This window comes from Domibacillus antri (genome assembly GCF_001936625.1).
GTDB classification, from domain to species: Bacteria; Bacillota; Bacilli; order Bacillales; family Domibacillaceae; genus Domibacillus; species Domibacillus antri.
Genome location: NZ_MSDU01000028.1, coordinates 20,306 through 35,333, shown reverse-complemented (window position 1 = coordinate 35,333; position 15,028 = coordinate 20,306). Strand labels below are relative to the sequence as shown.

19 protein-coding genes and 1 pseudogene are annotated in these 15,028 nt (G+C 43.4%); 1 reads left to right on the top strand and 19 read right to left on the bottom strand.

The window, feature by feature from the left end:
• The first annotated feature begins 305 nt into the window (after positions 1-305).
• Entirely contained in the window at positions 306-956 is a 651-nt protein-coding gene (locus BTO30_RS12540) for a hypothetical protein (RefSeq protein ID WP_075399075.1), read from the top strand.
• Between the two features lie 39 nt (positions 957-995).
• Here BTO30_RS12540 and BTO30_RS12535 read toward each other — a convergent pair whose 3' ends face one another.
• The 19 genes and pseudogenes from BTO30_RS12535 to BTO30_RS12455 all read right to left on the bottom strand — a co-directional run bounded on the left by BTO30_RS12535 (position 996) and on the right by BTO30_RS12455 (position 15,021).
• Entirely contained in the window at positions 996-1,661 is a 666-nt protein-coding gene (locus tag BTO30_RS12535) for an N-acetylmuramoyl-L-alanine amidase (protein WP_075399074.1), read from the bottom strand.
• Positions 1,658-2,137 (bottom strand): phage holin family protein, encoded by a 480-nt coding sequence (locus BTO30_RS12530; protein WP_075399073.1) that lies wholly within the window; start codon positions 2,135-2,137, stop codon positions 1,658-1,660. The genes BTO30_RS12535 and BTO30_RS12530 overlap by 4 nt, the downstream gene beginning before the upstream one ends.
• Before the next feature lie 13 nt (positions 2,138-2,150).
• Entirely contained in the window at positions 2,151-3,311 is a 1,161-nt protein-coding gene (locus tag BTO30_RS12525; RefSeq protein ID WP_075399077.1) for a siphovirus ReqiPepy6 Gp37-like family protein, read from the bottom strand.
• 62 nt (positions 3,312-3,373) lie between these two features.
• Positions 3,374-3,928, bottom strand: coding sequence for a hypothetical protein (locus tag BTO30_RS12520; protein ID WP_075399072.1), 555 nt, complete (start codon positions 3,926-3,928; stop codon positions 3,374-3,376).
• A gap of 106 nt (positions 3,929-4,034) precedes the next feature.
• A complete protein-coding gene (locus BTO30_RS17415) occupies positions 4,035-4,187 on the bottom strand; it encodes a hypothetical protein (RefSeq protein ID WP_169829356.1) in 153 nt (50 codons plus the stop codon).
• Positions 4,187-4,453: a hypothetical protein gene (locus tag BTO30_RS12515; RefSeq protein ID WP_075399071.1), complete on the bottom strand. Its 267-nt coding sequence runs from the start codon at positions 4,451-4,453 to the stop codon at positions 4,187-4,189. The genes BTO30_RS17415 and BTO30_RS12515 overlap by 1 nt, the downstream gene beginning before the upstream one ends.
• A gap of 14 nt (positions 4,454-4,467) precedes the next feature.
• A complete protein-coding gene (locus tag BTO30_RS12510; protein ID WP_075399070.1) occupies positions 4,468-5,961 on the bottom strand; it encodes a hypothetical protein in 1,494 nt (497 codons plus the stop codon).
• Positions 5,962-5,976: 15 nt separating this feature from the next.
• Positions 5,977-6,837, bottom strand: coding sequence for a phage tail family protein (locus tag BTO30_RS12505; protein ID WP_075399069.1), 861 nt, complete (start codon positions 6,835-6,837; stop codon positions 5,977-5,979).
• Entirely contained in the window at positions 6,838-10,263 is a 3,426-nt protein-coding gene (locus tag BTO30_RS12500; RefSeq protein ID WP_075399068.1) for a phage tail protein, read from the bottom strand.
• A 218-nt stretch (positions 10,264-10,481) separates the two neighbouring features.
• Positions 10,482-10,832, bottom strand: a complete 351-nt coding sequence (locus BTO30_RS12495) for a hypothetical protein (RefSeq protein WP_075399067.1) — start codon at positions 10,830-10,832, stop codon at positions 10,482-10,484.
• Positions 10,833-10,844: 12 nt separating this feature from the next.
• Positions 10,845-11,171 (bottom strand): Ig-like domain-containing domain, encoded by a 327-nt coding sequence (locus BTO30_RS17705; RefSeq protein ID WP_245796454.1) that lies wholly within the window; start codon positions 11,169-11,171, stop codon positions 10,845-10,847.
• Positions 11,172-11,177: 6 nt separating this feature from the next.
• Positions 11,178-11,729: pseudogene (locus BTO30_RS17700) on the bottom strand (major tail protein); the annotation flags it as partial.
• On the bottom strand, positions 11,730-12,059 hold the full coding sequence (locus tag BTO30_RS12485) for a hypothetical protein (RefSeq protein ID WP_075399065.1): 330 nt from the start codon (positions 12,057-12,059) through the stop codon (positions 11,730-11,732).
• Positions 12,056-12,412 carry an HK97 gp10 family phage protein gene (locus tag BTO30_RS12480; RefSeq protein WP_075399064.1) on the bottom strand — a complete coding sequence of 119 codons (357 nt, stop codon included), beginning with the start codon at positions 12,410-12,412 and terminating at the stop codon, positions 12,056-12,058. Before BTO30_RS12480 ends, BTO30_RS12485 begins: the two co-directional genes overlap by 4 nt.
• Positions 12,405-12,704, bottom strand: coding sequence for a phage head closure protein (locus BTO30_RS12475; RefSeq protein ID WP_075399063.1), 300 nt, complete (start codon positions 12,702-12,704; stop codon positions 12,405-12,407). The genes BTO30_RS12480 and BTO30_RS12475 overlap by 8 nt, the downstream gene beginning before the upstream one ends.
• Positions 12,701-12,979, bottom strand: a complete 279-nt coding sequence (locus tag BTO30_RS12470) for a head-tail connector protein (protein WP_075399062.1) — start codon at positions 12,977-12,979, stop codon at positions 12,701-12,703. The genes BTO30_RS12475 and BTO30_RS12470 overlap by 4 nt, the downstream gene beginning before the upstream one ends.
• A 3-nt stretch (positions 12,980-12,982) precedes the next feature.
• A complete protein-coding gene (locus BTO30_RS12465; protein ID WP_075399061.1) occupies positions 12,983-13,582 on the bottom strand; it encodes a hypothetical protein in 600 nt (199 codons plus the stop codon).
• 17 nt (positions 13,583-13,599) lie between these two features.
• The gene (locus tag BTO30_RS12460) at positions 13,600-13,806 is read right to left on the bottom strand and encodes a hypothetical protein (RefSeq protein ID WP_075399060.1); all 207 of its coding nucleotides are present in this window, start codon (positions 13,804-13,806) and stop codon (positions 13,600-13,602) included.
• Between the two features lie 12 nt (positions 13,807-13,818).
• A complete protein-coding gene (locus tag BTO30_RS12455) occupies positions 13,819-15,021 on the bottom strand; it encodes a phage major capsid protein (protein WP_075399059.1) in 1,203 nt (400 codons plus the stop codon).
• Between the last annotated feature and the right edge of the window lie 7 nt (positions 15,022-15,028).

Genomic DNA, 15,028 nt, shown 5'->3' with positions numbered 1-15,028 from the left:
GGATGCCCCAACGTTACCGCAGGGTTTTTATGATTGCCGATTCCGGCAGTTTCGAACCTTTATAAGTCCCAGGAGGACGTATATAATAAGAAGAAAGACGTTGATTTAAAAGAGTTTCTTTCATTACTTGTGTAAAATTTGTGTAAAAATAATCATAGATGAAACTTTTCTATTCATTTTAACCTGTCCAGTGTAAATATGGGCGGGTTTTCTTTTTTGTCGAAAGGTGTCGAACAATTGCTTGTTTTCCGAAAAGTTTTTTATAGTACAATGGTTTTATACATATTTAGAAAGGTGTGGGTAAAATGGGTAAGTTTTTTAAAATTGGATGCATTGGACTTGTCGTTATTTTTCTACTGCTCGTAGTCCTTGTTATGTTCTCAAGCAGCGATGAAGATTCAGAAGTTACGGTAACGGATAATTCAGACAGTCAAAGTGACACGGCTAGTACAGAAATAGAAACAACAGAGGAAGAGCCTGCTGAAAGCAAAGAAGTTGGATCTCGTTCTAATCCGGTTCCGCTTGGAAGCACAGCGACAATCACTGGAAACATTTATGATGAGGAGTCAAATTCATTTGACGCAACAGTCGATATTACAATCAAAGAAGTAAAGCGCGGCCAGGAAGTATTGGATATTTTAAAAGCTGAAAATGAATTTAATGAAGATCCTGCTGATGGATTTGAATATATGATGGTAACAGTTGAGGCGAATGTGAAAGAAGCTGGAACCGAAGATTTCGCTTTCTTAATTTCAAACGGGGATTTTGATTTTATTTCAGAGGACGGAAAAACATACGAAATGATATCGGTTGTTACTCCTGACGAATTGTTCGAAGAGATTTATAGTGGTGGTACATCTGGCGGTAATTTTGTTGGCCAAGTTAAAATTGGCGAAAAAGTTACACTTGGATATGAGGATGGGGATTTTAAAAACGTATTCTTTGCAACTCAATAATGAAGAATAACCCCGGCCGGCACCGGGGCTTTTTGCTGTTTACTCCTTCTGCCCCTGGATTAGTCCGCGCTCGATCGCCACAAAGATTAGGCCCAACGCATCCGATTCTGTAAGCTTGCCTTCATCAAGTTTTTTAATCCAGGACGGATCAATACCACCCGGATCTTTTGCAACAAGTCGGTTTAATACTACCCTAGTTGAGTTTGTAATAGCTTGTGCTGAAGGTTGATACAATTTGGTTTCCTCCTCTTTTGGTACAGTACTTGTGGATGAAGTACAAACAGCCGGCTCATACGTTTGTGTAAGGACAGCAAGATTCGTCCGCCGCTTCGCTCCCCGATTTTTTAAACCGCTTGCGTCGCTGATTGCCTTTGCGATTTTGGCGGCAAGCGACTGCTCACTATAGTAGAGTACTTCCGTGCCGATATTCCCCTCAACAACGCCGGCAGTCGCGTTAAAATGTACGGAGACAATTAGGTCGTCACGGTCCTGGTTATGATGCTTGACGAGCGCATTAAGATTCTGCTGCTGATTGCTTGAGGTGTTATCCTCAAAATAGGTTGCCGGAACCTTATGCGCCCGCAAAATCCCATACACCCGCTTTGTCACCTTGCGTGCTTCCGTCACCTCATTGATAAGTCCATTCGCCCCGGAACCGGTGTTTTTCCAGTGACCGGGGTGTAACTCAATGCCTTTTGGATTCATTTCGCTTCACGCTCCTGTTCTTCCGGCTGGATCGTCGTTTCGGTTGTCACTTTGACGATCGGCGCCGCGGCCTTTTCGTTATCCTCTTTAAGCTGAGCGAACACCGAACTAATCTGTTTCGGCACCTTCACACCGAGATGGCCAAGATTCTCGATGATGCTGATTCCCTCCATGCCGATTAAAAACATGATCATGGTATTCCGCATAAACTGACCTCCGGTGCCCGAAATTAAGTCCAGCTGTACTGCTACGATGACCGCCAGAATCATGCCTGCCTTTTTCATAAGGCCTTTAAATCCGATCTCACTGGACAGCGTTTTATTACCGACGGCAATCATTAAGCCCATAAGGTAATCAATCGCCATAAAAATGCCCAGTGCCGTAATCAAATGATCAACTCCTCCAACAAAATAAGCGAGAGCCGCTGAGCTCCCTCCGATTACCGTGCTATATAAAGTGTCTGTATTATGCTGCATAATGCACCTCTTTCTATTTTGTCAATTCCTGTTTCATCCCGCTCAGCTCCTGCTTGATCTTGTCAATCAGCGTCGGGCGTCGGTTGCCAAACACAACTTCAATCTGCCTGCCAGAACGCTCATAAATCTCCTTCACTTCAGTAATTCTGGCATCGAGCGTCACGCCCCATTCCCTGTTCTGCAATGTGACCACATCTCCCAGGTCATAGTCCTCTTCATATATAAAAGGTGACTTCGTGAGCACCTGCCCATCCAAGTAAATTTCAGCGGCATGTTCCGCTAATTTTTGATTGCCGCGATTCTGCAGATCTGCGATAATATCCGCTTCCGGACGCGCTGTCGCCGCACCCCCTGCTGGGTCTTGTATTTCTTCCTCCACATCTCTCGCATCGACGAATAACTCATGCCTGGCTAATCCGGTGTCCATGCCAACCTCTATAACTCGGCGTTCTATGCCTTCACCTTGTCCTGCCACATACGCCATGCTTTTGTAATTGAGGCTGGATTCGACATATGACATGTTCTTCAGACTGTTAAAATCCGGACTAAAAATAACAGGCGGGTTGATCGACTGTGCTGTCGTCAAGTCCCGCCCTGTTTCTACGTCAAAAACAAATTTTTTATTTACGACATCCAGCGATATGTTCCATCCAATTCCGGATAAAAGTGATATTTCCGCCATTTCCTCTGACAACACTTTGAATCTTGACTGCCAGCTGACTGTCGGGCCTCGTAATTGATTAGCAGCAATCACAAGATACGGAATGATCCTGCTTATGTCGTCCGGATTAACCGCGTTGCGGTCCACGTAATGTTTTAAAACTGTCTCTGCATCACCCTGCTTGTTGTCGTATGCTGTTGTGGATGGAGGCAAGGTAATGCGACGGGACAGCCAAGCTTTGAGTGGTAGAGCACGCACGATCCAGTTTTCTGTGGCTTTTCCCTTTTCGTCCAGTTCGATTTCTCGGTGAAGAATGACATAACATTTGTGTAATTGATTGTGTGGAAAGATGATCCGGTCTTTTAATAGCTGATTGGCACCGCGAATGTACCGGTTGATTTTGAGTTCAAGGACACCAATACCATGCCATCTGCGTGTGATCTGCAGGGATTCGTATCGAGTGATTTCATCGATCAGGTTAAAACTTGTATCGATGATTCGTAATGGCAGCATGTGCTCACCTCGCTTTCTGGACATAAAAAGAGCACCCAATTAAGGATGCTTAGCAATCGGCATTATTTGATAGGTTCGTATTTCTCCTTATTATAGAATGGAGGAAACTCCAAACATGAAATATCGCAAAAAGAGGAAATTGTACTTACTAATAGTTTGGCACCCGTCGAAGCGGCAGCGCCTAGTTCTTTTTCATAAAGAGTCGAGAAGTTACTGTGTGAATAGTGAACAATCGCGTTACGAAGTTTAATAATGTCTTTGTTAAAAGTCATAAACTCAGTGGTTTTGAGTTCCCCATTATTTAATCCTAAGAGTTTCTCCATAAGCTCTAACTTACTATCAATTGTCCTCAACTCATTGGGGAGTTTAGAGAATTCGAACCCTTGATTTAAGAATCCGAGCAGATATTCCCCATTATCCACTTTGTTAATATCATCTACTAAAATCCTTTTTATTTTCCGATTGAGAAAAGACTCAAACGAAGAGGCGAAGCTTACCACCGCAAAACGATAGCACCTCTGGATGTCTCCAAAATGAGTCTCTTTGGTTGCCTGTTCTGTAAAATACAGCCCGTCATTGTACATCTCATGATCCATATTTACTACTCTGTTTATCATACATAATCCACTCCCTTCACCTATTCAATTCGGCAAAAGGAGTGTAAATCCTACAAAGATCGTTCGACAAATAGCGACAATACTAAGACGCATTATGGCCCTGCTGTCAGCCAATCGTTCCGATTAAATCCTGCCGACCCTCTGCGATTAGAATAGCGTCCACATCTCCTTGGTAACGTTGATACACCGAAATGCTAAACACATATTTATAATCCTGTTTTCCGTCCATGATTTTTTGCGCAATATACATAGCCATCATTAAATTCCTCCTCCTGTAAGTTCAGGTATGATGATAAACATTAATTCTTCAATAACTGTTTCTTGTTGTGCTGCCATTATTTTTATCGCTTCTAACTCCTCTGCTGGCAGATTTACATAAACAACTTCTTTTTCGGGAGAAACATCCGAAAAAATCAAAAAGTTACCCTCGAACAATCTTTGTTCTTCAATTAAAAACATTGCTGATTTATTGAAAATAATTTGTTGTTTTTCTTCTTCAGTTTCAAACTGCACTTTTTCTACCATTTTTCAATTCCCCCTTAACTGAATGTAGAACGTGGATTTATCTGCCATTGAATATTTCTAACATCCACTTGTAAACTCCCGATGCACCAAATATATATTTCCAGAACATCATTAGCAGAAAAGATAATATCTTGCGTGAATTTTACCCATGCACTTGTGCTACTAGGGTTATACGTGAAAGTAGTTCCCGTAGGCGAGCCATTTTTATAAACTTGGGCCGCGACAGGATTGTTAACATTACTTGCTCTTAATTCTAAGCTAACCCTTATTGTTCCTGCGGCGGTTGGTCTAAATGCTTTCCCTACTTTTGTTGGTGTGGTTGTTGTATTGCTGTATTGACCACTATCTAAATATAAAACAGCATCACCAGCTAAAAAAATGGGAGGCACATTCCCTGTAACACCAAATATAACTGTCCCTAATTTAATATTTTCCGCAATCAAATCAGGATCGCCAGCCACTATACCACTCCCATTATGAAAACCTGCCGGTATGACTTGGTTTACTGTGTTAGGCGTGATGTTAACGACTCCTCTGTTCGTCATAGTTCCAACAATATCACCTGTATCCGTACTTGCTGTTTTCCCGCTTAATAGGTCCGCAGCTACCGCGTTACCACTCCCCCCTTCACCCTGTAAGATAAAATTTCCGGTTGCGGCAATGTATCGGAAGGTGTAGACTCCATTCAGTTTTAAATTCGTCACGTCATTTCCGTTTGCTTTTTTTAGCGGAATAGCGCCTAACCCATTTACATTTAGTGTTGAGGCACCTGTAGAATCAGCATGAATAGCAACAGAAACGCTCATTCCATCCACATATGCAGTCGGTGCGGGATTTAAGTTTAATTCGTAGGTGTTTGCTGTTGTTCCTGCTGTAACGCCAAAGCCTGGATGCTTCACATAATCCGCAACGTGTGCGTTAAAGTCCGGTACAGGGGTAAATCCTGATGCCTCAATCCCGGCCATAAATTCATCCCATTCCTGCTGAAACTGCGATGTGGGAATACTAATCAATGAGTAAACCAAGCCACATAACTGCTCGTCCAGCCGCTCATCGATAAGGTCAGCAGGGTCTAAGACGCTCGTGTTGGCTCTTACTCTTATTTGCGCTAACGACAACTCATAGATAAACGCATCCCGCTGTAAAGCTGTCGGTACGGGTGCTTCTGCCGCTAAACCTTGCTTGATAAACAGCTTGATATAACGATTTGCATTGGTTTTATCTAACCGCAAAACGATGCGGTCAATACGGTCGAGTGTTGCCTCAGGCAGAGCATGTGTTAAATACTCGTTAGCTGTATTTTCATAGGCGTATCCCTGCATGAGTGCTTTGCCCGGCTCCACATACGTGCGTAAGTCTGTCCCCTCACATTTAACTTGCAAGGCAGGGATATTGTCGGTGTGCAACAATCCCGTGGACAGCACATCTCCGAAATAAGACGCAAAGTCTGCGGCTTGATACGTCCGGGGGTCGCCCGGGGCGCTGTTAAATAGTTTATAAATCTGCATTTTCTCACCTTCCTCTTAAACCGCTGTATACAGTTTGCTGTAGCTGATATTGACGATTGCGCCTTGTATGTCGCTGTCAGCTGTATATTCAATATCGTTTTCACCGATGACTAATTTAAAAAATGTGCTGTTTAGGTCGATCCAGTTGAACACATTCCGCACAGATCCGTCCACGCCAATAAACACAACCGATTTATTCGTATCGCTTGTGTCGATTTTCATGATTTCACCTTCTAACAAGTTTTGGTTCACCTTGATGTATTCGCCTGTCGTGTTATTAATGATTTTAGGGTTGAGCGCAGGTCCGAAAAACTCCACCTGCAAAGGAGCCGGGGCATTGCCGTCGTTGTTGATAATCCGCCGGTCGCGCTGCATGCCCATCTGAAATTCGCCCTCGAAAGGAAAAGAAAACAATCCCTCGAATGCCGGTTCTTCTGTGACGCTGAGTGATTTCCAGTAGGGGTCGGGGCAGATTAAATTGACTATAGAGCGTTGATAGGTTCTACCTCTATTTTCTGTACCACTTGGAAAGGTTGGAACGCCGTCCGCAACAGCTTTAATCTCTTTTATGCCGTATTCATTTTTGAATCTTAACAGTCCCTCTCCTAATTTCGGATTGAAAACAGAAGCAAGATACACTCGTTTTTCTTCTACATCTGCTTCGTTATCACCAATTATCGCGACTTCAAAATTCAAGATTCTCTCATCTAATACAGAATCAATGAAAGTCGATCCGTCCTGCAATGGGGCTTTCTGCCGTTGAATATCCGCATTTACGTCACCTAAACCATTAGGGTTCGATAGGAGATACGGGGGCCGATTTGCGATGTCAACTGACTGTCCTCTTGAATTAGTAAATGTAATTTTTTCAGACATTTATCTCATCCCCCACTCCATCGCCAACTGTCTTTGAGTTTGTAATGCTTTTCTTGCGATTTCAGACGGCGATGCGTCCGAAGCTTGATTTATGATCGTGATGCTCGGTTGATATGTTTTAGACTGATCATAGCTGTAGTTACTTGATTGGACACCTTGACTCATCATTTTCTCAGCACTTCCGGCTATACTTCCGTAGACATTACTCATAACGCTATTTAGTTTATCAGTAGTCCCTTCAATCCCCAATACCAGACCTTCACCAACATTTTCCCCTATTCCTTTCATCACACGGGAAGGAGAATTAATGTCTAAAGCTGTTTTGATTCGTCTTGTGATACCATCGGCAATTTCCTGTGCCTTATTCCACACTGAAGAAGCCATTGATCCCATTCCGTTAGCTAAACCCTTAATAATATCCGCCCCTATGCCAGCCAAATCAATACCGGATAAATACGCTTGTGCCTTGTCCCAGCCCGATGACACCTTATCTTTTACCTCGGCCATTTTATTTCCGACAGCCGTTACGGTTGCTGTAGTTTTACTTATGGCGGTGATCCTAATTTCTTCTGCTTTGTTTCTCGTAGCTGTTAAAGCATCATTCCAGCCATTTGAAATGTTTGTACCCAGTTCTTGCGTTTTTCTGGAGACATCATCTTTCATTACTTGCCATTTAGACTTAATTTGTCCGGTTTCCCAATCAACCTTATTAACGTGTTCGTCAGCTTGAGCTTGGGCTTCTTTTACTACATTCTGATGAGTTTCTTGCGCATTTTTAACCGTTTCGTCACGCTGTCGTTTTGCTTCTTGAATAAGCTTATCGGCTTGATCTTTACTAATCACTTTCGATTCGTCCCGCATGCGGATGATTTCAGCAACTGAATCTTTATATTGTGAATTCGCTTCTTTCACAACTTTATCTTTTTGATCAGTAGCATTTTTGACCACTTCAGCCGCTTGTTCGGCCGTAATTTTACTTGATTCTGATTTCAAGCTTTCAAGGATCGCCTTTTGCTCTGCTTCACTTTCAGACATGACCTTGACAGCTGTTACTTTCATTTCCTCTTGAATTTTATTAATTTCCAAACGTTCGGCATCGGTAATCGCTCTTTTTTCCTCTTTTGCTAACGTTAAAATTTCCTTTATTCTTGCTTGACCTTCTGAAATGGCTGTTTGCTGTTGCTGTTGCGATTCTTGTACTTTAGCTACAATTTGTGCTTCTTCCTGCTCCGTCAACGTTTTACTGGTCGCAAAAAAGGTTTGTGTAGCAGCTAATTGTGCAGCATGATTCGTTTGCATTTCCGTTAAAATCTGCGTACCCATTTGATTAAAAGTAGCGATGATATTTGTAGCCATTTCGCCAGTAACGGTCTGACCGCTCCACGACAGCTGATTTAATGCGGCAGTCGCTTGTTCATTCAAATTCAAAAATCCGCCTACCGCTTTTTGCGTACTCTCTGATACCTTATTGCCGAAAATCTCAACCTCAAGTGATGGTTTTTTAAGCTCATTGGCAACTGCAACTGCACCTATGCCGAGTCCGGCCAGTGCCGCAACGGTCAGTCCGATAGGACCTGTTAAAGCCGCTAACGCCCCGCCAAATAGAGCCGCCGCCCCTCCTGCCCCGCCAAGAGCGGTGGATATGGCGATAAAGGTCGGGGCCAATGCTATACATGCCCCAATTAAAATACCGATAGCCGTTCCAATTGCTATGATAGTAGCCGCCAGTTTTGGATTTTCAGAGGCCCATGAAGCAAGGCCGGATACAACGTTAGCGATGATAACAAGCAGCGGCTCCAGTGCCACTTTCAGGTCTGCCGCAGCTTGCTTTAACTGGACAACAGGATCTGCCTTTAATTGTGCAGTAGCCGCATTCAATTGATCTTGGCTCGTTTTTAAATCGACTGTTGCATTTTGAGCATTTAGCAGAGTGTCGATGATGTTTTTTCCCTGATCTTCGTACATGGTCCCGAATATTTGGACACCGATAAGATTCCTTTTTGTTTCATCATCCACGTCCTGAAGAGCTGTAGCGATTTCTGTCATGGCTTTGGATCCGCCCTCGCCGCCAGCTGCTACTGCTTTCCCCCACTCTTTCAGCTGTTTGGCGGAGATGTCCGTACCGGATATAAGCTCTTTTAAGGCTTTCGGGACTTCTTGGCCGAATTCAGCAACTCGAATACGTCCTTCTTTCAAACCATCTAAAAGATTATCAATATTCCAAGTTCCGGTATCAACCCCTGCCGCCATGATCGCCTGTATTTCTTGTGCATCATAGCCTGCCATTTTAAGCTGTGTACCATATTCGGCGATGATGTCGATCTGCTCCGGCGGGAATCCCGCTTTTAACAGTGAATTTGTGAGAGCCAATGCCTCTTCATTCGATATGTTTAAAGCTTTTGAAATTTCATTCGTCTCTTGAATGAGTTCCGTGAAGTCAATTCCTGCATAAGCAGCCGCAATTGAGGAGGCCCCTTCTACAACAGCGGCATTGGATTCATCAGAAGCATCTTTATTCAGCGCCCATTGTCTGCGGACGCCTTCCAGCGCCGCTTCCGCATCAACCCCGTATGCCTCCACGCCGCGAATCGCTTCTTTCACGGCGGCTTTCGATGCTTCGGGCACCTCCATCGAAATTTCTATTTTCGTATTGAGGCGGGAAACATCCAAAGCTTGGTCAATTGCACCGGCCAGACCGCCGCCTGCTACAAGAGCACCCGCCACGTTTTGGATTTCGGAACCCATATCACCGATGGCTTTTTTAGCTTCACCAGCCTCTGTAGAAAGGGCATTTAAGTCCTTTTTGACAGATTTTAAAGAAGCCCCGTCATCTATTTTTGACAGGGCTTGCTTCATTTTATCTATATCCACACCGGCGCCAAGCGCTTCTTGTCCAATTTTGCTGATTGCTTCATCAAGTTGCTTGGAGGACGCGGTACCGTTTTTAATCGCATTCGTGAGCCTTGAACCAAGCGAATCCGCAAAATCATCAACACTTTTTCCAGTGGCATCAAACAGTGTATTCAACTGACGCGTGGAGCTTGCCATACGCTCCTGTTCAGCTTGCATGCCAGCCATTTGATTTTTCAGCTTTTGGAGAGTGCCTTCCGTAAACTCAATCTCCCGGCGAAAAGCCCGGTACTGCTCTTCCGATATTTTCCCGGATGCAAACTGCGCTTGCACCTGCTGTTCGGCCTGTTTTAACTGATTTAGTTTATCCGTGGTGACGGACACTTGATCAGAAAGAAGCTTTTGTTTTTGTGCTAAGGCTTCTGTGTTGCCAGGATTAAATTTAAGAAGCCGTTCGACGTCTCTTAATTCTTTTTGCAAAGCTGTGGATTGTTTATTAACACCAGATAAAGCCTTCTGTAAGCCGACCGTGTCAGATCCGATTTCTATCGTAATCCCTTTAATTCTATCAGCCATGTTTTCACCTCACTTTTAAAAGGAGTCAAAATCAGCCTGACTGGCTTTTTTCGCTTTTTCTTTTGATGGTTTCTGCAGTTCTAAATATTCATCGATGTAATCAAGGCACATACCAATCGTCATTTCTTCTAAATCTTCATGAGATAATCCACACTTGCGACACAAAACAAGGAACGTTTCGATAGAAAATTCCCCATCGGACGTTCCCTGCTTTTCATCTATTTTTTTTTAGTGCCGATCGACGCCGTAACCATCTCGGTTAACTCCGGTATGATGTCCATGAGAGGAAATTCTTCAAATCCATCAAGCCACGTGATCGGGTCCGAAATATTCGGATCAGCAGTTTTAGCAAGAACCCATGCAATGTTATACATGACCTCAAAATCAATTCCTTCCAGATCATCTGATGTTACGCTGTCCCTATTTAAATTCCCAAGCTTTTCTAATGATGAAAGCTTAATAATGTCGGTTAAATAGTCCTTGCGAAACTGTGCTTTGTAGCGCAAAGCCGTAGCCGCTGTTGACTTAAACCGTACTTCTTTTCCGTCAATGGTTAGTGTTTTTTCCATCTATATCACCCTTTACGCAGTTGTGAAGTTTGTTACACTATTTTGAGCAAGTGAGTTACCCGCAAGGTCTTTGATGTTTTTCGTCGCGATCGCTGTGTAGGCAGTAAGAGCTGTAAGGCTGGCTGTCGGATTAAAGGTAACAATGGTTTGATCAGTGCTAACAGTAAGTGCCCCGGCAACTTCCACACCTGTGTTATCTGTGACAAAGAAGTTCGCTCCTGTAACATCAGCTTGTCGAATTGCTTCCGAGAATGTCCAGACGATGTTAGCGTCAACAGCGACTGCTGTAGCTCCGTCAGCAGGCGATACAGTAACGGTAGGCGGAACTGTATCAGAAATCGAATTAAATACTGAAGTGTACCAAGCATCGTACACAGCTAGCGGTGTAGTCGATGTTGTTTTTGTTTTAACCATCATTTTACCGTCAATCGAAATTGGACTTGAAACAAAAGTTAATTCGTTCGCATTCGGTTCGGCTGTATTCGTTTTTGTTGTGGACGCGACGGTTGGGCGATTGGCTGTACAGTTGTATAAAACGTGACGAGTCGCTTTTGCATCGCCGTCAAATTCAAACATTAGCGCGAAAGGTTTCCCTTTTGCTGTCGCAATCTCATTTAAGACGCCGTTTACCTCGTCCTTTTCTTCGCCTAGTGCATCAATAGCAAATTGCGCCGGGATGTTAGCGAGTGACAACGTGCCGTCATAACCTTGATTGTTTGATGCGGAGTAAAAAAGCATGTTATCGGCATAAAACTCTACCATGTCGCCGCGTGGCTCTAATGACAGTTCAATCCCGCCCGGAAGAGCAATAGGTGTATCGTAAGTGATTACACCGGTATTTTCTGTATATGGGGCATAATGTACATTTTCTAAACCAAACGTTACTTTATTTTCCATCTAAAACAACCTCACTTCATATATTTTTTGGAATAAATTTTCAGATTCGATGAACGTTTCCGTGGATTGGTACGGAATGTCATTACTGTCTAAAGCCGTTTCGAGATTACTTTCAGCTGCAAGATCTTTTTTGACAGTGTAAAGCTCAATTTGAGCGTTATCTATTTTCTTATGGACCTTATTGTCCGCGATGAAGTTTGACGAATAAGAGACAAGATACGTAATATACGGCGGATCGGGTATCGGTTTCGTCGCCGTTGCCGTGAAATGCGAATAAGCCACAGGATAACCTGCAGCATCTAGTATTTTTTTTAATTCTGCCAGTGTCATGATCGAATCGCCTTCTCGACACGATCAACAAACTCATTAATCGCTTTTTCTTCTGCCGGTCTAATGTGCACACGCGCCGGAACGCGCCCGCCGCCGGCTTTCACATGGCCGAATTCAAGCAAATGGGTAAGCTGTCCATCAGTCCGGTTATAGATAACATGACGGCCGTCCACTTTTTTAAGAGCCCAGCCTTTCGCGTAACGGCCTGTCAGTTTAGGGCTTTTTTCTTTTAATTCAGCAACCGCATTTTTCGCTACTTCCTCTTTTGCTACTTCGACCGCATCCTCCACATCTTTTGTGTATCGAGACAGCTGTTTAGCAATCTCATTTGACAAGTCGCCAATCTTAACCACCGGCTTTCACCTCACAGTAAAGCTCGATTTTTTCATCTGGACGTTCATACGTGCGGTAAATACTGTATTCCTTGTCGCGGTATTTTACTTTTGTTTCCTCTTGGTAGTCCATCGTGTAGACAATCAATACGACAAAAGCCTTGATGCCGCTTTGACCTGCCTGAAAAAATTCACTCTGCGGAACACTTTTTTTCTCACAAAAAACTTGTCTGCTGAAAACTTCTGTTGCAGTTTCCTGGCCTAACTCGTCTTCAATGGTCGTGACGATCGGAAAGAAAGTAATGTCGTTCATTTATAATCACCTGCTAATGACAGGTGCATTTTGAGTAAATCGTACGATTTTTGAAAGCGTTCAGAATCAGCATTGTCAGCAGTGAAGTTTGCTTTGCAATAAGTGATAATTGCTCGCTTGATCAAAGGGTCAACGTCGACTGTCTCATCAACTTTTAAAGCGGAAACGCCCGACACTTTTAAATCTTGTCGGGCAGATGCGATTAAATCGTTTATTTCACCGTCCAATGCTGTGTGGGATATGCGTAGCGATAATTTAATATCGTCAAGTAACATCGCCTACACCACCAGGTACACGTCTACTTTTGTGTTGTTTAACGGGCTATTCAAAGTAAATGTGTTATCTTCAATCGCTACCGAAGATGTCGTGACCGTCGGCGCTGTTGCTTCCTTGACGTTATCTCGGTGAGCAAACAGTACAGTATCTCGATCAAGCTTATAAGGCATCCCTAGTTTTTCGCCGAAACCAATAGATGTCGTCGCTCCTGGCCCATCATGTGCAGGAATGGTGATTTTCGTAACGGTCTTAAAAGCTTTGTTTCCTGTAACGGTTCCGGCAGTGTCAAGAGTGAAAGCAGGAAGTGTTTCTGTAATCACTTCATCGGCAAAATTAGTGCCCTCCACAATAACTTGTATAGCTCCGATATCAGTCGCGGTGCCGCCGGCTGTCGCTGTAATATTTCGCGGTACAGACGGTTGGGTAATGCCATCTGTAATTTCCTGTTGAACTCCGCTGTCAACTACCGCTATATGGATTCCATCGATATCCGCTGCTGTCGCGTCAGAAGCCGCTACTTCATAATGAGCAACGAAACCACGGTCTATATCCATCGATGTATCGGTCTGTAATTTACCGCCTTTTGGGTTATAACCGATCATGCATATCACCTTCCTTGTTAATTACTACTCTTTTGTTCTGATTCTTTTGTATTTTTAGCCGTCTCTTTCTTTTCTTGGGCCTTGTTAGGCGGTTTACCCAAAAAACCTTCTTTCACAAGAAAAGCGACACGCTTTGAATCGCTTGATTCGTATGTGTCGCCTTCGTAATAACCTTTTCCTGATTCTTTATCAATAAAAGTTTGTAAAACTAAGCATTTCATCATTTACGTCACTCCTTAAACTGTTGGAGCTTTCTTGATCAACAACACATTTTGCGGATCCGCAAGCTTACCGTCTGCAATAAGTGTAGTTTTGTGGATGTATTCGTCAGTATTGTCGTCAAAGTATTTCTTGTAAGTGTATTGCAGGTTTGAGTTGAGCATGTAATCTTTAAGGTCAGCAAAGAATGCAAAGACCTCGTTGTCAGCTGCACCAGTAGCAGTTGGGAGGTAATCCTCAACAAGAATAACTTCATAACCCAAGAATCTTCGTTGCGGTTTACCTTCAAGCCCGTACGTCACGCGGGCAATAGGTTGTCCGTTTGCATCAACCATGCCAAGGATGTTTTTATCCCAATCAGTCTTAGTTATGACGAGAGCAACTTTTCCTTCTGCAGAAAGAGGTAATTGAGAAATAATTTCTGTCCATTTTGTGTATTTCGCTACATCGGCAGCTAATACAGAAATTGTATTTGTTACGCTCGGGTCAACCGTAATGCCGAGAGGTTGTTTGACGCCCGTTCCTGAAACGATTGCTTGCTCAAGAGCAACAATGATAGCTTCATAGATGTTATCAACTAAAGCAGATTCAAAGATATCCATTGAAACTGTATCCGCTTCAAGCGTAACGGCCACGCGGCATTGCAGTTTGTGGTAAGAGAAAGTAACTTCCCCTGTAGTTTTCTTTTGAATAGCGGAAACGGAACCTTCATCAGTCCACGTGGCGACAGGTTTAAGGTTAGATGTCGGAATGGACACGCCGCCCTTTACATTTGTTTGTGTGATACGTGAGTAAATTTGTCCGTAAGACTTCATTTTCTCGACAATGCGATTAATCACTGTTTGTGGAATAACCGTTCCCACATCAGCAAGTCCTGTTCCGGAAATAGCGCGGGTTTCTAAGATGTCTGATTTTTTACCGCGTAACACAAGGTCCATGAATGCTTTGCGATATTCATTCGAATCAGTTGTTGAGACCTCTTCGCGTTCTTCTCCTGTAGATTTGCTGCTGAACGTTTGAATAGTACGAGTTTCTTGAGCAGTACCGTCATTAATTTCACCGGCTTCTTTGAGTAGACGCTGACGAGTTTCAATTTCCTTTTGTTCTTCGTCAAGCTCACGCAATTCTTTTTCAAAAGCATCCAAATCAACTTTCTCGCCACCTTCAAGTGCTGCGCGGATTTCCGCTTTACGTTTTAAGATTTCTTGTAAACGTTTCATGTTATCG